The organism is Micromonospora zhanjiangensis, from assembly GCF_042650605.1.
Classification (GTDB): Bacteria; Actinomycetota; Actinomycetes; order Mycobacteriales; family Micromonosporaceae; genus Micromonospora_J; species Micromonospora_J zhanjiangensis.
The window spans coordinates 93848-113983 of sequence record NZ_JBHSBN010000016.1 but is presented as its reverse complement, the minus strand read 5'-3'; the positions used below and the strand labels follow the sequence as shown (position 1 = coordinate 113983).

The window sequence follows — 20136 nt, the reverse complement described above, 5'->3', positions numbered from 1 at the left end:
GCGGTGCCGGCCGGTTCGCTCGCTCATGTCCTCCATCCTCGCCGACCGTCGTTCCGTCCGCTGGCCGTCCCGCTTCACGACGGCATCCGGACGCCGGTGGACCGCCCGCCCGGCCGGTCGACTCGTCCGGTTTGCCGGGCGCGTTCGCTGGGCAGGAACGAGTCGAGGACTACCGGAAGGAGCACGAGATGCCGGCGCGTAAGGAGATGCCCAGCACCCTGCAGCGGTCGCCGAAGAAGGCGCAGGACACCTGGGCGGAGGCGCACGACTCCGCGGTCGACTCCTACGGCGAGGGGGAGCGCGCGCACCGCACCGCCTTCGCCGCGGTGAAGCACTCGTTCGAGAAGGTCGGCGACCACTGGGAACCGAAGGCGAACGGTCGCAAGGGCCCGAGCGACAAGCAGGCGGCCCGCAAGCGCCCGACCAACTCGGGGAAGACCGCCGAGGGCGTCGACACGAACGCCAGCAAGCAGCACCTGATGGACGTGGCCAAGAAGCTCGACATCACCGGCCGGTCCCGGATGACCAAGTCGGAGCTGGTCGAGGCGATCCGCAAGGCCAACGCCCGCGACACCCGCAAGGCGCGCGCCTGAAGGCGGTGACCGGAACGGACCTTGGCGTGCGGCGGCCCCTCGAAGGGCCGAAACGCGCCAAGGTTCCGCTCGTCAGTCCTCCGTCACCAGGGACTCCAGTGCGGGGAGGGCGGCCAGCAGGGCCGCCCGCTCGTCCGGGGTGAGGCGGGCCAGGCGGGCGTCCAGCAGGGCGGTGCGCTGCGAGCGGATCTCGCGTAACGCCCGCGTCCCGGCCGCCGAGATCGCCACCAGCGTCGACCGGGCGTCGGCCGGATCCGGCGTACGCAGGACCAGCCCCCGCTCGTCGAGGGCGGCCAGGATCCGGCTCATGGTCGGTGCGCTGACCGCCTCCCGCTGGGCCAGCTCGCCCTGTCGCAACGGGCCGTGCTGCTCGACGGTCACCAGCGTGGACAACTGCAGCGGTGGCACGTCGTTGCTGGCCAGGCGGATCCGCCGGTTCAACCGGCCGACCGCCAGCCGCAGCCGGCTGGCGAGCTGTGGATCGGCGAACACCGGTTCGTCGGTCGCCCGTTCGGTCATGCGCCTTCCGATTCGTCGTGGATGTAGATCCCGCCGCGGAACAGCGAGACCACCGCTCCGGCGGCGGCCAGCGCGGCGGCGAGGATGAAGACCACCACCAGCAACGAGAAGAACACCCCGATGGACAGCACCATGCCGCAATTCTGGAAGGCGGCCCGGATGCCGGACGCCACGCCACGCTGGTCGGCCGGCACCGCGTTCATCACCGCGGTGGTGTTGGGCGCGGAGAAAGCCGGAGACCTGCCCGGCGGCGTCGGGGCGATGGATGGTCGAGAATGGCCCGGGTCGGACGAGCGACAGGAGAACTGACGTGTACGACGCGATGCTGGCGGAGACCATTTCGATCCCCGGGGCCGGCGGTGACCGGATCGAGGCGTACCTGGCCCGGCCGCTCGGGCCCGGCCCGTACGGCGGGGTGGTGGTGATCCACCACATGCCCGGGTACGACGAGTCGACCAAGGAGATGGTCCGGCGGTTCGCCGCGAACGGCTTCGCCGCCGTCTGCCCCAACCTCTACAGCCGTGAGGCACCCGGGGCCAGCCCGGACGACGCCGCCGCCACGGTCCGGGCCGCCGGGGGAGTGCCGGACGACCGGATGGTCGGCGACGTCGAGGCCGCCGCCGCGTACCTGCGCGGGCTGACCTCCGCCACCGGCAGGGTCGGCGTCATCGGCCACTGCTCCGGCGGCCGGCACGCGTTCCTGGCGGCCTGCCGGTTGCCGCTGGACGCCGCCGTCGACTGCTACGGCGCCTTCGTGGTGGGCGACCCGCCGGACAACTTCCCGCTCGCGGTGACCCCGGTCGTCGGCGAGGCCGGCAAGCTGTCCTGCCCGTTGCTGGGCCTGTTCGGCGCCGAGGACCGCTACCCGTCGACCGAGCAGAACGCCGAACTCGAACGGGTGCTGACCGACCTCGGCAAGACCTTCGAGTTCCACACCTACCCGGACGCCGGGCACGCCTTCTTCTCCGTGGACCGGCCCAGCTACCGCCCGCAGGCCGCGGTGGACGGCTGGCGTCGCATCCTCGCCTTCTTCGACCGCCACCTGAACGCCTGACCCGTCGGGAGGAACGACACGTGTGCACCTATCTCACCGAGAAGATCGTCGTCGACGGCAGCGGCAAGGGACCCGACGGCTGGTTCACCCTGACCGACGGCACGGTCTACGTCGACCACCCGCAACACGCGCCGTACGGGCACACCGTCAACATCGACTTCCTGAACCCGGCGGCCGGTCCGGGCGCCCGGGTGGCCGTCGAACTGACCGAGGAGTCCGCCCGGGCGCTGGTTGCCGCGATCGAGGCCGCGCTGGCCGCCGCCCCGCCCGGCCTGGCCAGCGGTACGGCCGAGCCGGCACCGGGCCACTAGCCATTGGTTTCGGCGCCGCGGCCGTCAACGGGCGCAGGCCGGGGCCTGGGCCGGCGCCTGGGTCGGGGCCGGGTGCCAATTTTGGCGCTACATCAAGGAAGCAGTAGCTACTACTTCCTTGATGTAGCCCCGAAATCGCAACCACTCGGCCGGCGGTCGCGGCCCCGCAACGGGACCGCCAAACGAGTGGCATCGGGCCGTCCTCAGGTGGCAGGACTACAAGGCCTCGCACAGGCCGGGGTGTCCCGTTGGCCGGAAGCACTCCGGCCCTCCGGGCAGGACGCGGTCGCAGAAGACGCCGTGCAGGGTCTCGGTCGGGAGGTCCATCACCAGTTCGTCCCGCGCTCGGAGTTCGGGTATGTGCCGCAACGACCGGCCGAGGATCACGCCGAGATTCACGGCCTGGTCGAGACTGGCGGCCTCCATGGGGAGCAGGAGGACGAACCGCGGCGCCGTCCGATCCGGGCGGCCGGTGAAGGCGTCGGCTGAGGTTCGTAGCCTTCACTTCAGCCATATGGCCTTATGGCCACAAGGGCACATGGCTGTACCCATCAGCAAGGCTGCCGTCCATGTCGATCGACCGGCGCTCGCACACACCCGTGTACCGCCAGCTCGCGAACCTGATCCGCGAGGGGATCTACTCCGGGCAGTACGCCGCCGGAGCGCCGTTGCCGAGCGAGCTGGCACTGTCCCAGGAGTACGGCGTCGGCCGGGACGCCGTACGGCAGGCGCTGGCGCTGCTACGTACCGAAGGATTGGTCAGCACCGAACGTGGGGAGCGGTCCCGGGTGCGACCGGCACCTGAACGCGTGCCGGTGGAGCTGCCACCGGGCGGTCGGGCGATCGCCCGTATGCCCGCCGACCCCGAGCGAGCCGAGCATGGCCTTGACGAAGGGGTCCCGGTGATAGAACTGCACCATCTCGACGGGGCGATCGACGTGCATCCGGCCGACAGGACAGAGCTGATCCGTCCGACGTGATCACAGGTCGGATGGGCTGCTACGCCATCGATTGCCTCAGCTCGGACAACGGCAGTGGGCAGCGGCATGCGAAGTGCGCTTGGCGGCAGTCGTGCGGTCGTGAGTTTCGCTCATCGACGCCATCGGAACAATTCGGCCACCGCTCTGATGATGTTCGGTCGATCCTTCGGCTCAGTTCCTCGTAGAGCTAGAACCGTGATGACGATCTTGCCGGTCACCGTGATGCCAGCAATTAGCACAAGAGTCCAAGGGGCTGCGGCCAGTACAGGATCAAGCAATGCGAGCAAGGGACCCTCCGACAGGTCACCACATCGAGACTCGCCGCCTTGGGGCAGGCAAGTTCGTGCGCATCCGTGTGACTGTCGGAGGTCTCTCCCGCCACCGCCCACCATGGACAGTTACCCAGGTAGCCGGTGACCCACGAAGCCGGGCCGAACAACGGCCGTGTTGACGACTTGGTGGCGAGGGAATACTCCCCTCCTCAGAGTCCAGGCTTGCATGTTTTATCCCTGCCGGCAAGCACGGCGGCGGCACTGTCCCATCGACATCGTCAGCCGGTCAACCGGCCAGCCGTTCGACGGCCCGGAGCACCGCGCCCGCGCCGTCCTCGTCGGCGAGTTCGGCGGCCAGCGCCTTCGCCCGGCGGCCGTACGCCGGGTCGTGGACCGCCGCGCGGAGCGCGTCGGCCAGTCGGGCGGCGGTCAACCGCCGGGGCGGCACCGGGGCCGGGGCGGCGCCCAGGGCGGCCAGCCGGCCGGCCCAGAACGGCTGGTCGGCCAGCATCGGCACGGCGACCGCCGGTACGCCGGCGCGCAACCCGGCCGCGGTGGTGCCGCCGCCGGCGTGGTGCACCACCGCCGCCATCCGGGGAAAGATCCAGTCGTGCGGCGCCTCGCCGATGGTGATCAGGTCGTCGTTCTCGGCGTGGACGCCGGACAGGCCCGCCCAGCCGGCCTGCAGCACGCCGCGCAGTCCGGCCCGGCGCAGCGCCAAGGTGACCAGGTCGGCGAGCCGGTCCCGTTCGCTGACCATGCTGCCGAACCCGACATATACCGGTGGTGGTCCGGCGGCCAGGAAGTCGACCAGTTCCGGCGGTGGCCGCCAGGGCGTGGCCGGGTCCGGCCACCAGTATCCGACGACGCGCAGCTCGGCGGGCCAGTCCGCGGGCCGGGGGACCACGGCGGGGCTGAACCCGTGCAGCACCGGCCACCGGTCCGCGGCCGACCGGCGGGCCAGCTCGCGCAGGCCGACCGGGGGAAGGTTGGCGCGTTCGCGCAGGCGGCGGGACGCCGTCGCGTACACCTGCCGGCCGACGGCCTGGCCGAGGTGACCGGCCGCGCGGTTGAGCCGGGCGCCGAGGGTCCGGGTGCCCAGCATCATCGGCGGGAAGTCCGCCGTCGGTTGCACCGGTTGCAGGAACACACCCAGGCTCGGCACCCCGTGCAGCTCGGCGACCGAGTAACCCAGCGGCGCGGTGGTGGTCGACAGCAGCAGCGCGTCGACGCCCGGCTCGGCGGCGGCCAGCAGGCCGGCCCCGATCTGGTCGACGAACCGGCGGCCGATCCGGACGAACTCGCCGGCGCCGCGCAGCCCCGGACCGGATCGGCGCAGCCGCCGGGCCGCCGAGTCGGCCTGCAGGGTCCGCAGGTCGCCGGGCAGCGCCCGGAACTCCAGGCCGCAGCCGCCGACCAGGTCGGCGAACGAACTCTGCGCGGCGATCGCGACCTGGTGACCGGCCGCCCGCAGCCGGACACCGAGACCGGTGTACGGGGCGACGTCGCCCCGCGATCCGGCGGTGACGATCAGCAGCCGCACCCCATCCGCCCCCGTCCCGTCCACCTCGAATCCTAGGTCGGTCGGCAGAGGCGAGGCCGTTCCTTTCCTCGGAACGGTGAGGAATCTTCCGGTCGGAGGCGGGTAGAAGGCCGGATGACGTTCAACGACCGGGTCGTGATCGTCTCGGCGAGCGCCGGTGCCGGGCACGACGGTGCGAGCCGGGAACTGGCCCGTCGGCTACGCGAGCGGGGGCTGGCGGCCGACTGCCTCGATCTCGCCGACCTGTTCCCCTGGCGACTCGGCCGGTTGTTGCAGGGCACCTACCACGGCATGCTGAGCCGGCTGCCGTGGTTCTACGGGTTCCTCTTCTCCATCGGTGCCCGGTTCGGCGGTGCGGCGCCGAGCACCCGCGCGCTGCTGCGGCCCATCCGCCGCCGGGCCCTGGCGGTCCTGCCGCCGGACACCCGGGCTGTCGTGTCGACCTATCCGGTGGTCAGCCAGGTCTTCGGACCGCTGCGCCGCGACGGGCGGTTGGCGGTCCCCGTGATCACCTACCTGACGGACTTCGCGGTCAACCCGATCTGGGTGTCGCCCGGCGTCGACCTGCACTGCGCCGCCCACCGGACCACCCGTTCCGAGGCGCGCCGACTCGGCGCCGGGGGCGTACGGGTGGTGGGTCGGATGGTCGGGCCGGATTTCCGGCCCGGCTCGGAGGCGGAAAAACGCCGCGCCCGGGAACGGTTCGGACTGCCGGCGCAGGGACGGCTGGCGTTGCTCGTCGCCGGCTCGTGGGGGGTGGGCGAGGTGGCCAGGACGGCCGCCGAGATCGCCCGGACCGGGGTGGCGACGCCGGTGGTGGTCTGCGGCCGCAACGGCGCGTTGTGCCGGCGGTTGACACGTCGTCCCGGCGTGCACGTGTTCGGCTGGGTGGACGACATGCCGGCGCTGCTGCGCGCGGCCGACGTGCTGGTGGAGAACGCCGGTGGGCTGACCGCCCTGGAGGCGATGGCGTCCGGACTGCCGGTCGCCACCTACCGGCCGATTCCCGGGCACGGCCGGGCCAACGCGGCCACCATGGACCGGGCCGCCGTGACCACCTGGGTACGGCGCCGCCGGGACCTCGGCCCGGTCCTGCTGGAACTCACCGACGGTGTGCGCGGCCGGCGCCAGCGCGCGATCGGGCTGGGCCTGTTCGAGTCGGACCCGACCGCTGAGATCGCCGCCGTCGTCCGGGGACGGGTCCCGGCGGCGGTCCGGCCGCCGATCCGTACCACCCGGTGGACCAGCCGGGCCGGTGCGGTGGCCGTCGTCGCGACGGCGGCCCTGCTGGCCTGGCACGGGTCGGCGAGCCTGCGGGCGGTGGCCGCCGGGCGGGCGCCGAGAGACGATCGTCCGGCCGCCGTGCTCGGCTGGGTCACGCCCCGACCGGCCGGCGACCGGTGCGGGCCGGTCCGTCCGACCGCGCCCCGGTGGTAGGCCGGGCGCCGGGCGGATCGCGTCGTGAGCCTGCTGGCCGTCGTGCTGGGGCTCGCGTCGGCGACGGTCTTCGCGCTCGGTTCGACGCTGGAGCAGCACGCGGCGAAGCGGGAGCCGGCCACCCGGACGTTCGACCCGCGCCTGCTGTTCCGGCTGCTGCACCGCCCGATGTGGCTGTTCGGCTGGATCCCGGACGTGGCGGCGACCGTGTTGCAGGCGATGGCGCTCAGCTTCGGCGCGCTCGCCCTGGTCGAGCCGCTGCTGCTGGCCGGGGTGTTCATCGCGATCCCGCTGGAGGCCGCCCTGGAACGGCGTCGGCCGCACCGGCGGGACCTGCTCGTCGTCGCGCTCGGCGTGGCCGGGCTGGCCGCCTTCCTCATCGCGGCGAACCCGCGGGCCGGCGTCGACCAGCCGTCGCCGCTGGCCTGGACCGGCGTGGGGCTGGTGATCGGCGCCCTGTTCGCGATCTGTCTGATCGGCGCCTGGCGGGTGCGTGAGGCGTCCCGTGGCGTGCTGCTCGGCATCGCCACCGGCCTGCTGTACGGCGCGGCCGCCGCCCTGCTCAAGACGCTGACCGCGGAGTTCACCGCCGATCCGGTGGGGGTGCTCAACGACTGGCAGCTCTACGTGCTGGTCGTGGTCGGGATCGGCGGCGTGGTGCTCAACCAGAACGCCTTCCAGGGCGGTCCGATCGCCGCCTCGTTGAGCGTGATCGCGTTGGTCGACCCGCTGGTCGGGGTGCTGGTCGGGGTCACCGCCTTCCACGAGCGGCTGTCCCTGGAGCCGGCCCGGGTGGTGATCCAGGTGGCCGCCGCGGTGGTCATGACGGTCGGCATCGTGCTGGCCGGTACGACCCGCTCGCGGTGACGGCGATCGGCGAATCCGGCCCCGACGTCGGGTAATTCGGTACGCTCGGTCTGATCACACAGAGCTATCAGTCGATTACGTGAAGAAGTCTTGCCGTACCGGCCCGGTGCGCTCCGGGCCGTCGAGGCGTACCCGGCGAAAGGCAGCGCCCCCGTGCTCGAGCTGACGAGAACCGGCCCCGGCCAGCCCTCGCCGGCGTCCGTGGCCGGTCGCCGGTCGCCGGAGAGCGCCCTGGCCGGCGAGAACTTCCCGGTCGCCCTGCGGGTGCTGCCCGAGCGCGTCCGCCGGCACCTGCTCGCCATCTACACGTACGCCCGGTTCGTGGACGACGTGGGCGACGAACCCGGCGCTGGCGGGACCGCCACCGACGACGCCGCCGCCCGCCTGTCCACGCTGCGTCGCATCGAGGTCGAGCTGCGCGGCCTGTACGCCGGCGTGCCGTCCAGCCACCCGGTGCTGATCCGGCTCGCGCCGACGGTGACCGAGTGCCGCCTGCCGATCGGACCGCTGCTGCGGCTGATCGAGGCCAACCGCCGCGACCAGGAGCAGGTCCGCTACGCCACCTTCGACGACCTGGTCGACTACTGCCGGCTCTCCGCCGACCCGGTGGGCGAGTTGGTGCTGCACGTCTTCGGCGCCGCGTCACCGGGGCGGATCGCGCTGTCCGACCGGATCTGTACCGCGCTGCAGGTCGTCGAGCACCTCCAGGACGTCGGCGAGGACTACCGCCGGGGTCGGATCTACCTGCCGGCCGACGAACTGGCCCGGTTCGGGGTCGCCGAGGAGCAGCTGGCCGCGCCGCACGCCGGCGGGCTGCTGCGGTACGTGATCCAACGCCAGGCCGACCGCGCCGCCGGCCTGCTGGCCGCCGGCACCCCGCTGGTCGGGCAGCTGCGGGGCTGGGCCCGGCTGGCCGTGGCCGGCTACGTCGCCGGTGGCCGGGCCACGCTCGCGGCGCTGCGCCGGGCCGACTACGACCCGCTGCCCGGACCGCCCCGACCGACCCGGTGGACCACCGCCGGCCACCTGGCCGGAACCCTGCTGCGACCGGGAGCGCCGGCATGAGGCCCGGTCCGGGCGTCGACGCCGACGCCCTCGACCTGGCCTACCGGGAGTGCGAACGGATCACCCGGACCGAGGCCCGCAACTTCTCGTACGGGATCCGGCTGCTGCGCCCGGACCGGCGCGGCGCCCTCTCCGCCGTGTACGCGGTGGCCCGCCGGATCGACGACATCGGCGACGGTGACCTGCCGCCGGCCGCCAAGCTCGCCCGGCTGGACCAGATCCGGGCCGCCCTGCGTCGGCTGCCGGCCGCCGGCGCGGACCCGGTGCTGCTGGCCCTGGCCGACGCGGCCGGCCGGCTGCCGATCCCGCTGGCCGCCCTGGACGAGCTGATCGACGGCTGCGTCGCCGACGTCCGCGGCACCCGCTACGACACCCTCGCCGACCTGGTCGGCTACTGCCGGTGCGTCGCCGGCTCGATCGGCCGGCTGTCGCTGGGCGTGTTCGACCTGCGGCCGGCGGCCTCCCGGGAGCGGGCCGCCGAACTGGCCGACACGCTCGGCATCGCGCTGCAACTGACGAACATCCTGCGGGACATCGTCGAGGACCGCGGCAACGGCCGGATCTACCTGCCGGCCGAGGACCTGGCCCGGTTCGGCTGCACCCTGGAACTCGGCCCCGACGGCGGGCTGCGGGACGCCCCCGACCGGCTGGTCGACCTGATCCGGTGGCAGGCGGTACGCGCCGAACGGTACTACCGGACCGGCCTGACCCTGCTGCCGATGCTGGACCGCCGCAGCGCCGCCTGCGTGGCGGCGATGGCCGGCATCTACCACCGGCTGCTCGGCCGGATGATCACCGACCCGGCCGCGGTGCTGCGCCGTCGGGTGTCGCTGCCCGGCTGGGAGAAGGCGTACGTGGCGGCCCGGGCGATGACCGTCGGCGCCCCCCGGACCCGTCCGGCGGAACCGGCGGCGGACCAGGGTGTCCGACCGTGACCGGCGACCGGGTCTGCGTGGTCGGCGGCGGGCTGGCCGGCATCGCCGCCGCGGTCCGGCTCTGCGACGCCGGCCACCGGGTCACCCTCTTCGAGGCCCGGCCGCACCTGGGCGGCGCCACCTACTCGTTCCCCCGCGGCGACCTCACCGTCGACACCGGGCAGCACGTCTTTCTGCGTTGCTACCGGCAGTACCGCGGCCTGCTCGACCGGCTCGGCTCGGCCGCCCGTACGTCCGTGCAGGACGCCTTCGCGGTGCCCGTGCTCCGCCCCGGTGCCCGGCCGCACGTGCTGGCCCGCAGCCGCGCGTTGCCGGCGCCGGCGCACCTGCTGCCCGGCCTGCTCGGCTACCGCCCGCTGACCCCGCGGCGGCGGATCGCCGCGATCCGGGCGGCGGCCGCGCTGCGCGCGGTCGACCCGGACGACCCGGTCACCGACCAGGTCGGCTTCGGCGACTGGCTGGCCGCGCACGGCCAGGACGACCGGACCGTACGCCGGCTGTGGGAGCTGATCTGCGTGGCGGCGCTGAACGTCCCGCCCCGGCACGCCTCGCTGGCGCTGGCCGCCCGGGTCTTGCGCACCGGACTGCTGGAGCGCGCCGACGCCGGGGACATCGGCCTGCCCGACGTGCCGCTGCTGGACCTGCACGGCCGCCCGGCCCGCGACCTGCTGCTCGACCGGGGCGGCGTGGTGCGTACCGGCAGCCGGGTCCGGCAGATCGTCGCCCGGGCCGCCGGGTTCGACGTGCACGCCGACGGGACCGGGGAACGGGCCGACGCGGTGGTGCTGGCCGTGCCGCACCAGCGGGCCGCCCGGCTGGTGCCGCCGGCGGCCGCGCCGGACCGGGGCCGCTGGGCGCGCCTCGGCGCGGCGGCGATCGTCAACGTGCACGTCCGCTACGCGCACCGGGTCACCGACCTGCGGTTCGCGGCCGCCCTGGACAGCCCGGTCCAGTGGCTCTTCGACCGCACCCCGCCCGGCCAGCCGGGCCAGTACCTGGTGATCTCGCTCTCGGCCGCCGACGCGCTCGTCGGTACGCCGACGGCGGAGCTGGCCCGTACCCAGCTCGCCGCGCTGGCGGAGCTGTTCCCGGCGGCCGGGCGGACGCAGGTGCGGGACGTGTTCGTGACCCGGGAACCGCGGGCCACCTTCCGGCAGGCCCCCGGCACCCGGGCGCTGCGACCGCCGGCCCGGACCGCGCTGCCCGGACTGGCCCTGGCCGGGGCGTGGACCGACACCGGGTGGCCGGACACGATGGAGGGCGCGGTACGCAGCGGCCAACAGGCGGCCGACGTCGTACTCGCCCACCTCGGGGCGAGATCGAGTGCGACGGAGGCGATGACATGACGACGACCCTGCCCGGCATCCTCACCGAGGTCGACGAGTTCGTCCAGCCCGTGATCCGGGCCCACCTGGACCGGATCGACGAACGCACCCGGCGGGTCGCCGGTTACCAGCTCGGCTACTGGGACGTCGAGGGAAACCCGACCGTCCGGGGCGGCGGCAAGGGGCTGCGGCCCGCGCTGGCGCTGCTGTCGGCCCGGGCCGCGGGCCGCGACGCCCGGGACGGCCTGACCGGCGCCGCGGCGGTCGAACTGGTACACAACTTCTCGCTGCTGCACGACGACGTGATCGACGGCGACCGGGAACGCCGGCACCGGCCCACCGCCTGGGCCGCCTTCGGGATCGGCCCGGCCATCCTGGCCGGCGACGCGTTGCTCGGCCTCGCGGCCGACCTGCTGTCCGAGTCGCCCCGGGGCAACGCCGCCTGGGCCTCGCGCTGCCTCAGCGCCGCGATCCGCCGGCTGATCGCCGGGCAGGCCGCCGACATCGCCTTCGAGACCCGCGCCGAGGTGACGCTGGACGAGTGCCTCACCATGGCCCGGGACAAGACCGCCGCGCTGTTGTCCTGCTCGGCCACGCTCGGCGCCATCCTGTGCGGCGCGCCGGAGGAACTCACCCTCGGCCTGGCTCTCTACGGCGACCGGCTCGGGCTGGCCTTCCAGCTCACCGACGACCTGCTGGGCATCTGGGGCGAGCCCGCGGTCACCGGCAAGCCGGTCCTGGCCGACCTGCGGGAGCGGAAGAAGTCGGTGCCGGTGGTGCGGGCGCTCACCGCGGGCGGGCCGGCCAGCGAGAAACTGCGCGACCTGTACGCCGCGCCCGGTGACCTGTCCGACACCGACCTGGCCACCGCGGCGGCGCTGATCGAGGAGACCGGCGCCCGGGACTGGACCACCAAGGAAGCCGACCGGCTGCTCACCGAGGCGCTGGCGGAGCTGGACCGGCTGACCGGCCCGGGTGGCGCGGCCGGGCCGGAGCTGACCGACGTGCACGGCGAGCTGGTGGCCGTCGCGCACTTCATCACCGGCCGGGACCACTGATGGCGCAGGACGCCGACCTGCGTACCCGGGCCCGGGAAACCCTGGACCGGGCCCGCGATCACCTGCTCGCCGCCCAGCACCCGGCCGGCTGGTGGCAGGGCGAGCTGGAGACCAACGTGACCATGGAGGCCGAGGACCTGCTGATGCGGCAGTTCCTCGGCATCCTCACCGCCGACGTGCTGGAACCGACGGCCCGGTGGATCCGACACCGGCAGCAGCCCGGCGGCGGCTGGGCCACCTTCCACGGCGGGCCGGCCGACCTGTCCACCACCGTCGAGGCGTACGCGGCACTGCGGCTGGCCGGTGACGCCCGGGACGCCGACCACATGCGCCGGGCCCGGGAGTTCGTCCTGGCCGAGGGCGGCCTCGAGAACACCCGCGTGTTCACCCGGTTCTGGCTGGCGCTGTTCGGCCAGTGGCCGTGGCAGCGGCTGCCCGCCGTACCGCCGGAGGTGGTGCTGCTGCCGCCGTGGTTCCCGCTCAACGTGTACGACTTCGCCTGCTGGGCCCGGCAGACCATCGTCCCGCTGGCGATCATCCGGTCCGTCCGGCCGGTCCGGCCGTTGGGCTTCACGCTCACCGAACTGCGGACCGGTCGGCGGTCCGCCCCGCCGCCGTCGCTGCGGCACCGGTCCGGCTGGCTGCACCGGCTGGACGTCGTGCTGCGCGGCTACGAGCGCCGGCCGCTGCGGCCGTTGCGGCGCAACGCGATGCGCCGCGCGGCCGAGTGGATCGTGGCCCGGCAGGAGGCGGACGGCTCGTGGGGCGGGATCCAGCCGCCCTGGGTCTACTCGCTGCTGGCCCTGCACCTGCTCGGCTACCCGTTGGAGCATCCGGTGCTGCGGACCGGCCTGGCCGGGTTCGAGCGGTTCACCGTCCGGGACCGGACGCCGGACGGCGAGGTGCGCCGGCTGGAGGCCTGCCAGTCCCCGGTCTGGGACACCGCTCTCGCCGTGGTGGCGCTGGCCGACGCCGGTCTCGGGCCCGAACATCCAGCCCTGGTCCGGGCCGGTGGGTGGCTGCTGGACGAGCAGATCCGGGTGCCCGGCGACTGGGCCGTACGCCGGCCCGGCCTGCCACCGGGCGGCTGGGCGTTCGAGTTCGACAACGACGGCTACCCGGACACCGACGACACCGCCGAGGTGCTGCTCGCGCTGCGGCGTACCGCCGCGGACGGGCGTACCGCCGACGCGCTGCGCCGCGGCGCGGCCTGGCTGCGCGGGATGCAGAGCCGGGACGGCGGCTGGGGCGCCTTCGACGCCGACAACACCCGGCGGATCGCCCGTGACCTGCCGTTCTGCGACTTCGGCGAGGTGATCGACCCGCCCAGCGCGGACGTCACGGCACACGTGCTGGAGGCCCTGTGCGCGGTGGACCGGGCCGACTCGACGGCCGCCCGGCGGGCCGTGCGGTGGCTGCTGCGGGCGCAGGAGCCGGACGGCTCGTGGTTCGGCCGGTGGGGCGCCAATCACGTGTACGGCACCGGCGCGGTGCTCCCGGCGCTGGTCGCCGCCGGCCTGCCGGTCCGCCATCCGGCGATCACCCGGGGCGTGCGGTGGCTGACCGACCGGCAGAACCCGGACGGCGGGTGGGGTGAGGACCTGCGGTCGTACCGCGATCCGGCCTGGCGCGGCCGGGGCGCGTCGACCGCCTCGCAGACCGCCTGGGCGCTGCTGGCCCTGCACGCGGCCGGCGCCGGCGACTCGCCCGCGGCCGCTGGCGGCATCGGCTGGCTGGTCGACCACCAGCGGGCGGACGGCGGGTGGGACGAGCCGCTGTACACCGGCACCGGCTTCCCCGGCTACTTCTACATCAACTACCACCTCTACCGACAGGTGTTCCCGGTCAGTGCGCTCGGCCGGCTGCTGGGCGCCGACCCGTCGCCCGCCCCGGTCCTGCGCACCACCGTCCCGGCCGAGTCGGTCCCCGCCCCGGCCGTACCGGTGTCGAGCGGACCGGGGTCGACCGCGGTCGTCGGTGGGTCGACCGCGGTCGTCGGTGGGACGGCCGAACCGGGCGGGCGACTGCCGGGCGTACCGGTTGAGCTGGTCGAACCGGGGCTGGCCGGACAACCGGAGGCGCCGGCATGACGGTCGACTGGACCCTGTTCGCGGCGATGCGTCCGGAGGTGCGGGCGTTGCGCCGAGGGCTGCCCGCCGGGGCACCGGTACGGCGTACCGGAATCGGCCCGGCCCGGGCGGCCCGGACCGCCCGTCGGGACGGCGGCGGTGGCCCGGTCGCGGTGGCCGGCATCGCCGGCGGGCTCGCCGCCGGCCTGCGCACCGGCGACGTCGTGGTGGCCACCGAGGTACGCGCCGACGGCGCCGCCGCGACCGCTCTGCCCTGCCCGGCGGCCCCGATGATCGCCGCCGCGCTGCGCCGCCGCGGACACACCGTGCACCTCGGGCCGGTGGCGACCACCCGGCGACCGGCCACCGGCCGGCACCGGGAACGGCTCGCCGGCACCGGGGCACTGGCGGTGGACACCGAGTCGGCGGCCGTCCTGGCCGCCGCGGCGGACCGGCCGACCGCCTGCGTACGCGTGGTCGCCGACCCGGCGTCCCGCCCGCTGTACCGGCCCGGGACGCTGCCCCGGGTGCTGGCCGCCGTCCGGGCGCTCGGCCCGGTCGGGCCGGCGCTGGTCGAGTGGGCCGCCGCGACCACGGTTCGCCGGGTGCTGCTGGCCGCGTCGGGGCCGGAGAACCCGGCCGGTGCCGGGCCGGCGACCCTGCGGCTGATCGCCGCGGAGGCCGACGTGCTGCTGGTGCTGGGTCCCGGCGACCCGGCCGACGCCCGACGGTTGGTCGAGGCGGCCGAACGCGCCGGCACCCCCGCCCACCTCGTCGGCGACGTCGGCGAGGTCGACCTGCGCTGGCTGGCCGGGGCGCGGGCCGTCGGCGTCACGGCCGGCGCGTCGGCGCCACCCCGGCTGGTCGCGCGGACCGTCGCCGCGCTGGCCGGTCTGGGCGCGGACGACGTGCGGGAACGCGCGGCCGACACCGAGGACGTCCGGTCCACCGTTCCGAGGGAAGTCCCGGTCCGGATGAACGCTCGATACGGGGGAGGGTTGTCATGAGCATGCCGTTGCGGCAGAGCCTGCGGGTGGGCCGTTATCTGCTCGGGCAGAAGCTGCGGCGCCGCGCGTACTACCCGCTGCTGGTGGAGTTGGAACCGCTGTTCGCGTGCAACCTGGCCTGCGCCGGCTGTGGCAAGATCCAGCACCCGGCGGACGTGCTGAAGCGGCGGATGCCGGTGGAACAGGCCCTCGCGGCGATCGACGAGTGCGGCGCGCCGATGGTCTCCATCGCCGGCGGCGAGCCGCTGATGCACCCGCAGATCGACGTCCTGGTCGACGAGTTGGTGAAGCGGCGCAAGTACGTCTTCCTGTGCACCAACGCGGCCCTGCTGACCAAGAAGATCGACAAGTTCACCCCGTCGCGGTACTTCTCCTTCGCCGTACACATCGACGGGTTACGGGAGCGGCACGACGCCTCGGTCTGCAAGGAGGGCGTCTTCGACCAGGCGGTGGCGGCGGTCCGCGAGGCGAAGCGCCGCGGCTTCCGGGTCACCAGCAACACCACGTTCTTCTCCACCGACACCCCGCAGACCGTGATCGAGGTGCTCGACTACCTCAACGACGACCTGCGCGTGGACCAGATGATGCTGTCCCCGGCGTACGCCTACGACAAGGCGCCGGACCAGGACCACTTCCTCGGCGTGCAGGAGACCCGGGCGCTGTTCCGCAAGGCGTTCGCCGACGGGCGGCGCAGCCGGTGGCGGCTGAACCACTCGCCGCTGTTCCTGGACTTCCTGGAGGGCAAGGTGGACTTCCCGTGCACCGCCTGGGCCATCCCGTCGTACTCGTTGTTCGGTTGGCAGCGGCCGTGCTACCTGCTGAACGACGGGTACGCGAAGACCTACCGGGAGCTGGTCGAGACCACCGACTGGTCGGCGTACGGGCGGGGGCGCGACAGCCGGTGCAACAACTGCATGGCGCACTGCGGCTACGAGCCGACCGCGGTGCTGGCCACCGTCGGGTCGTTGCGCGAGTCGCTGCGGGCCGCCCGGGCCAACTGAGCCCGCCGTCGGGTCGGGCCGCCGCCCGGATCGGGCCGGCGGTGGCCGCCGGGTTCGCGCCGCCGGCCGGGCTCAGCCGTACCGGCCGGCCAGCGCCCGGTACGCCCGGGGCAGCGCGCCGCGCAGCGCCACCGGCAGCCGCAGCCAGCCCGGCAGGTACGCCTCGTCCCGTCCCGCGAGCAGCGCGGCCAGCAGCACGTCGGCGGCCCGTTCGGCCGGCACCGGGCGGGGTGAGCGGCGCTGGTAGGGGCGGCCCCGGCGGTCGAAGAACCGGGTCGCCACCACCCCGGGGACGAGTTCGGTGACCACCACGCCACGGCCGGCGACCTCCTGCCGCAGGCTCTCCGCGAAGACGCCCAGGCCGGCCTTGGCCGCCGAGTAGGCGGCCTCCTCGCGGACGCCGAGCCGACCGGCGATGGAGCCGACGAAACCGAGGTGCCCGCGGCCGCGGGACAGCATGCCCGGCAGCGCGGCGCGGGTGAGCAGCATCGGGGCGGTCAGGTTGACCGTGACCAGGTCGACGATCTCGGCGTCGGTCATCCCGACCAGCGGGCCGGCCCAGCCCTGCCCGGCGTTGTTGACCAGGATGTCGATCCGACCGGCGGCGGACAGCACCCGGGCGGCCAGCTCCGCCGCCCGGTCCGGCCGGGTCAGGTCGTACGCCAGCGCCGTGCCGGCGGTCCGGCCGGCGACCTCGGCCAACCGGTCCGGGTCGCGGCCGGTGACGAAGACCCGGGCACCGACCGCCGCGAGTCGTCCGGCGGCGGCCGCCCCGATGCCCGAGGACGCGCCGGTGACCAGGGCGACGGCGCCGCTCAACCGGCCTGCTGTCATGCCGCCATTGTTCGCGCCCGGAGCCCGGCGGGCGGCTGGAACCGGAAACGACTGACGTTTCCCGACGAACGGCCGGCGCCCGGACCGGAGGTCCGCGCCCCGATCAGGTGACCTGGTGGCGATATGCGTCGTTGGCGAGAAAACCTCCCATTAGCGTCGGTTTCATGTTTCGCCCAGCCGGGCCGAACCTGGGAGAAGGGGCCCGACATGCGACTGCCCGGACATGACCTGTCCCGGTTCCCGGTCCGGCGGCGGGCCGCCCACCCGGTCACCACGCCCGACTGGGATCTCGACGACTTCCGCGCCGCCGTCACCGACCTGCAGGACGAGATCGCCGAGCGGGTCGCCGTGGAGGACCTCCGCCGGGCCGAGACGGTGCTGGTCGAGCGCCTGCACGAACCGCAGTTCGCCGCGGTCCTCTCGGCCACCCCCGACGGGCTCGCCGAGTCGGTCCAACGGCTGCTGCTGGAACTGCACAACTACCGTCCCAACGAGCGCAGCTCCGCGCACAACCTGCCCGCCCTGGTCCGGATCTACCTGCTGTCCCGGATCGAGTCGGCCTGGTGGCGGGACACCCCGCCGTACGTGACCAACGCCGACCTGCTGGCGGCGACCGACCTGGTCGACCTCGACCCGCTGCGCCGCGCGGGCCGGTTGAACTTCCGCTACCGCCGCCAGGCGACCACCCTGCCGGCCCGGGCCGTCCGGGCCGCCGAGCGGCTGTGCTGGCCGAACCGGGCCCCCCGGACCGCGGGGCTGCGTTTCACCCGGGCCCGGCCCGAGGTGGTCACGCTGATCAACGACCTCGCCACCCGGTACGCCCAGCGGTCGCCGCGGCGCACCCCGCCGCTCTGGGTGACCAGCCTGGCCCGCAGCGTCGAGCACCAGCACCGGCTACGCAGCCTCGGCTACGCCGCCGTGCTGCCCAGTTCGCACTGCACCGGGTACGGCATCGACCTGGAGATGACCTGGCTGCGCCGGCGGGGGGCCGGTGACCGGCTGGCCGCCGTCCTGCTGGAGCGGCAGCGGGCCGGCGACGTCAACCTGATCGACGAGGGGCAGGCCTGGCACCTGTGCCTGAGCCCGACCGCCGCCGCGGACCTGCGCCGCGACCTGCCCGCCGAACTGATCGGCTGAGCGTCGTGTGCGGCATCGCCCTCATCCTCGGCCCGGGCGCCGACCGTGCGGTCTTCCGGCAGATGCTCGCGGCGCTGACCCCGCGCGGCGAGATCGACGAGACCCTGCTCGACGACGCCGTGCTGGCCGGCACCCGCCGACTGCCCATCGTGGACCGCGACCGTGCGGTCCAGCCCTGGCTCTCCGCCGACGGGCGCTGGCTGCTCTGCTACAACGGCGAGGTTTTCAACCACCGTGAGCTGCGCCGCGAGCTGACCGGCCGGGGTCGGACGTTCCGCACCGACAGCGACACGGAGGTGGTGCTGGAGGCGTTCCTGCAGTGGGGCGACGACGTCGTGCACCACCTGCAGGGCGAGTTCGCCCTCGCCGTCGTGGAGCGGCCCACCCGTCGGGTCTACCTGGCCCGGGACCCGCTCGGGGTGAAGCCGCTGTACTGGTCCCGCCAGGGCGGCCGGCTGCACCTGGCCTCCGAGGTCAAGGCGCTGGTCGGGGTCGGCGCCCCGGTCACCGAGGTGCCGCCGGCCCACCACGGCTGGGCCGACGATGCCGGCTGGCCGTACCTGGAGCCGTACCTCGACCTGCGCCGGCTGGGGGAGCGCCAGGCGCCGCTGGACGACCCGGACGAGGCGGGCAAGTTGCTGCGGACCGCGTTCGCCGACAGCGTCCGGCTGCGGGTGGACACCGACCTGACCGTGGGCGTGGTGCTCTCCGGCGGCCTGGACAGCTCGCTCACCCTGCTGCACGTGCGGCAGGAGCACCCGGACTGCGTCGCGTTCACCGTCGGCACGCCGGGCAGCGAGGACCTGACGTACGCCCGGCGGCTGACCGCCGACCTCGGGGTGCCGCACGAGGTGGTCGAGCTGCGTCCGCGGGACATCCGGTCCCGGACCGTCCGGGAGACCATCCGGATGTCGGAGCTGACCGAGTACGGCGACATCATCAACGCGGTCGTGTCCGTGCCGCTGTTCCGCCGGGTCCGCGAGGCGGGCGTACGGGTGGTGCTCACCGGCGACGGGTCGGACGAACTGTTCGGCGGGTACCCGATGTACCACGAGGTCGGACCGGAACGGGCCCGGGACCTGTTCCTGCACAAGCTGCGCAACCTGGGCCGGACCGAGCTGCAGCGGGTGGACCGCACCAGCATGGGGCACGGCGTCGAGGCCCGGGTGCCGTTCCTCGACCCGGCGCTGGTCGAGCTGGCCCTGCGGATGCCGCTCGGGCTGAAGTCGCGCGACGGCCGGGACAAGTGGATCCTCCGGGAGGCGTTCGCCGACCTGCTGCCGGACTACATCCTGAACCGGCCGAAGAACCCGATGTCCTACTCCACCGGCCTGCACGACCGGGCCCGGCTGTTCAAGCCGCGGTTCGCCCGGATGCACCGGTCGTTCGGCTACGACCTGCTCGAACCGGTACGCCGGGACTTCGACAGCGTGCTGATGGGCTGCGACCACGACCTCGAACGGGCGGTCGCCAACAGTGTGGCCCGGCAGGACTACACCCGCCGCGAGCACCTGCGCGACGTCGCCGGTGCGATCCGCTGGAACGCCACCCGCCTGCTCCGCGCCCGCCGTTGATCACACGCCTTCGGGAGTGCTGATCACGCGGCTCCGGCCGCGGAACTCCGCGATCACCTCCGCGTCCCGCCACACCGTGACGTCGTAGATCCCGCTGCGGCCGAACCGGGAGCGCTCCTGCGCCCGGGCCTCGAGCAGATCGCCCGCCCGGGCCGGGCGCACGAAGGTGACGTCCGCGCCGGCCGCGACGGTGACCGGTCCGTGGCTGTTGCAGGCGCAGGCGAAGGCGGTGTCGGCGAGCAGGAAGACGTACCCGCCGTGCGCGATGCCGTGGCCGTTGACCATCTGGTCGGTCAACCGCATCCGGGCCACCGCCCGGCCGTCACCGGCCGACACCAGCTCGATGCCGAGCGTCCGCGACGCGCTGTCCGCACCGAACATCCGGTGCGCCGCGTTCTCCGTCTCCGGCTGCGCCATCCACCCCACCCCCGACCCAGATACGAGGAGGCCAGGATAGGCAGCCCCCCGATCCCCCCACCCGCCCAGCCCCCACCCACCCGGAGGGCCGTTGATCGTTAACGCCTCGGCCGTCCGACAGCCGGGCGGCGAACGGCT

General features: G+C 74.3%; 22 protein-coding genes. 16 read left to right on the top strand and 6 right to left on the bottom strand.

Translation table 11 applies throughout. The features are described from left to right. The first annotated feature begins 188 nt into the window (after positions 1–188). Positions 189–593, top strand: coding sequence for a ChaB family protein (locus ACFOX0_RS21805; protein ID WP_377549000.1), 405 nt, complete (start codon positions 189–191; stop codon positions 591–593). Between the two features lie 72 nt (positions 594–665). Here ACFOX0_RS21805 and ACFOX0_RS21800 read toward each other — a convergent pair whose 3' ends face one another. Continuing rightward, the gene (locus tag ACFOX0_RS21800; protein ID WP_377548997.1) at positions 666–1112 is read right to left on the bottom strand and encodes a MarR family winged helix-turn-helix transcriptional regulator; all 447 of its coding nucleotides are present in this window, start codon (positions 1110–1112) and stop codon (positions 666–668) included. Then, positions 1109–1246, bottom strand: coding sequence for a hypothetical protein (locus ACFOX0_RS21795; RefSeq protein ID WP_377548995.1), 138 nt, complete (start codon positions 1244–1246; stop codon positions 1109–1111). Before ACFOX0_RS21795 ends, ACFOX0_RS21800 begins: the two co-directional genes overlap by 4 nt. Here ACFOX0_RS21795 and ACFOX0_RS21790 point away from each other — a divergent pair. From ACFOX0_RS21790 to ACFOX0_RS21780, 3 genes are read left to right on the top strand one after another with little or no spacing between them, the layout of a single operon-like run. Next, a complete protein-coding gene (locus ACFOX0_RS21790; protein ID WP_377548992.1) occupies positions 1245–1421 on the top strand; it encodes a hypothetical protein in 177 nt (58 codons plus the stop codon). The genes ACFOX0_RS21795 and ACFOX0_RS21790 overlap by 2 nt on opposite strands. A gap of 1 nt (position 1422) precedes the next feature. Continuing rightward, on the top strand, positions 1423–2166 hold the full coding sequence (locus tag ACFOX0_RS21785; RefSeq protein WP_377548989.1) for a dienelactone hydrolase family protein: 744 nt from the start codon (positions 1423–1425) through the stop codon (positions 2164–2166). 20 nt (positions 2167–2186) lie between these two features. Further along, positions 2187–2477 carry a DUF6295 family protein gene (locus tag ACFOX0_RS21780; RefSeq protein ID WP_377548986.1) on the top strand — a complete coding sequence of 97 codons (291 nt, stop codon included), beginning with the start codon at positions 2187–2189 and terminating at the stop codon, positions 2475–2477. 216 nt (positions 2478–2693) lie between these two features. Here the strand turns inward: ACFOX0_RS21780 and ACFOX0_RS21775 are convergent, their stop codons facing one another. Further along, positions 2694–2903 (bottom strand): hypothetical protein, encoded by a 210-nt coding sequence (locus ACFOX0_RS21775; RefSeq protein WP_377548983.1) that lies wholly within the window; start codon positions 2901–2903, stop codon positions 2694–2696. 143 nt (positions 2904–3046) lie between these two features. Here ACFOX0_RS21775 and ACFOX0_RS21770 point away from each other — a divergent pair, with 143 nt between their 5' ends. After that, positions 3047–3457 (top strand): GntR family transcriptional regulator, encoded by a 411-nt coding sequence (locus ACFOX0_RS21770; protein WP_377548980.1) that lies wholly within the window; start codon positions 3047–3049, stop codon positions 3455–3457. A 558-nt stretch (positions 3458–4015) separates the two neighbouring features. On the opposite strand, the gene ACFOX0_RS21765 is transcribed toward ACFOX0_RS21770, so the two are convergent. Beyond that, on the bottom strand, positions 4016–5296 hold the full coding sequence (locus tag ACFOX0_RS21765; RefSeq protein WP_377548977.1) for a glycosyltransferase: 1281 nt from the start codon (positions 5294–5296) through the stop codon (positions 4016–4018). Between the two features lie 90 nt (positions 5297–5386). Here ACFOX0_RS21765 and ACFOX0_RS21760 point away from each other — a divergent pair, with 90 nt between their 5' ends. The 9 genes from ACFOX0_RS21760 (at position 5387) to hpnH (ending at position 16036) form a co-directional block, all read left to right on the top strand. Beyond that, positions 5387–6709 carry a glycosyltransferase gene (locus ACFOX0_RS21760; protein ID WP_377548974.1) on the top strand — a complete coding sequence of 441 codons (1323 nt, stop codon included), beginning with the start codon at positions 5387–5389 and terminating at the stop codon, positions 6707–6709. A 24-nt stretch (positions 6710–6733) separates the two neighbouring features. Continuing rightward, on the top strand, positions 6734–7576 hold the full coding sequence (locus ACFOX0_RS21755; RefSeq protein WP_377548972.1) for a DMT family transporter: 843 nt from the start codon (positions 6734–6736) through the stop codon (positions 7574–7576). A gap of 153 nt (positions 7577–7729) precedes the next feature. After that, positions 7730–8641: a squalene synthase HpnC gene (gene hpnC / locus ACFOX0_RS21750; RefSeq protein ID WP_377548969.1), complete on the top strand. Its 912-nt coding sequence runs from the start codon at positions 7730–7732 to the stop codon at positions 8639–8641. Beyond that, positions 8638–9576, top strand: coding sequence for a presqualene diphosphate synthase HpnD (hpnD, locus tag ACFOX0_RS21745; RefSeq protein WP_377548966.1), 939 nt, complete (start codon positions 8638–8640; stop codon positions 9574–9576). The genes hpnC and hpnD overlap by 4 nt, the downstream gene beginning before the upstream one ends. After that, on the top strand, positions 9573–10922 hold the full coding sequence (gene hpnE, locus ACFOX0_RS21740) for a hydroxysqualene dehydroxylase HpnE (protein ID WP_377548963.1): 1350 nt from the start codon (positions 9573–9575) through the stop codon (positions 10920–10922). The genes hpnD and hpnE overlap by 4 nt, the downstream gene beginning before the upstream one ends. Then, on the top strand, positions 10919–11959 hold the full coding sequence (locus ACFOX0_RS21735) for a polyprenyl synthetase family protein (RefSeq protein WP_377548960.1): 1041 nt from the start codon (positions 10919–10921) through the stop codon (positions 11957–11959). Before hpnE ends, ACFOX0_RS21735 begins: the two co-directional genes overlap by 4 nt. Then, complete coding sequence (gene shc / locus ACFOX0_RS21730) at positions 11959–14049, top strand: squalene--hopene cyclase (protein ID WP_377548957.1); 2091 nt, start codon at positions 11959–11961, stop codon at positions 14047–14049. The genes ACFOX0_RS21735 and shc overlap by 1 nt, the downstream gene beginning before the upstream one ends. Further along, positions 14046–15035 (top strand): phosphorylase family protein, encoded by a 990-nt coding sequence (locus ACFOX0_RS21725; protein ID WP_377548954.1) that lies wholly within the window; start codon positions 14046–14048, stop codon positions 15033–15035. Before shc ends, ACFOX0_RS21725 begins: the two co-directional genes overlap by 4 nt. Then, entirely contained in the window at positions 15032–16036 is a 1005-nt protein-coding gene (gene hpnH / locus ACFOX0_RS21720) for an adenosyl-hopene transferase HpnH (protein WP_377548952.1), read from the top strand. The genes ACFOX0_RS21725 and hpnH overlap by 4 nt, the downstream gene beginning before the upstream one ends. 72 nt (positions 16037–16108) lie before the next feature. Here hpnH and ACFOX0_RS21715 read toward each other — a convergent pair whose 3' ends face one another. Then, entirely contained in the window at positions 16109–16870 is a 762-nt protein-coding gene (locus tag ACFOX0_RS21715; RefSeq protein WP_377548949.1) for an SDR family NAD(P)-dependent oxidoreductase, read from the bottom strand. Between the two features lie 207 nt (positions 16871–17077). Here ACFOX0_RS21715 and ACFOX0_RS21710 point away from each other — a divergent pair, with 207 nt between their 5' ends. Together ACFOX0_RS21710 and ACFOX0_RS21705 are read left to right on the top strand one after the other, a co-directional pair. After that, positions 17078–18007: a hypothetical protein gene (locus ACFOX0_RS21710; RefSeq protein ID WP_377548946.1), complete on the top strand. Its 930-nt coding sequence runs from the start codon at positions 17078–17080 to the stop codon at positions 18005–18007. Positions 18008–18012: 5 nt separating this feature from the next. Further along, positions 18013–19581 (top strand): asparagine synthetase B family protein, encoded by a 1569-nt coding sequence (locus ACFOX0_RS21705; RefSeq protein ID WP_377548943.1) that lies wholly within the window; start codon positions 18013–18015, stop codon positions 19579–19581. Here ACFOX0_RS21705 and paaI read toward each other — a convergent pair whose 3' ends face one another. Further along, positions 19582–19998, bottom strand: a complete 417-nt coding sequence (gene paaI, locus ACFOX0_RS21700; RefSeq protein WP_377548940.1) for a hydroxyphenylacetyl-CoA thioesterase PaaI — start codon at positions 19996–19998, stop codon at positions 19582–19584. It lies immediately after the preceding gene. Positions 19999–20136: the final 138 nt, after the last annotated feature.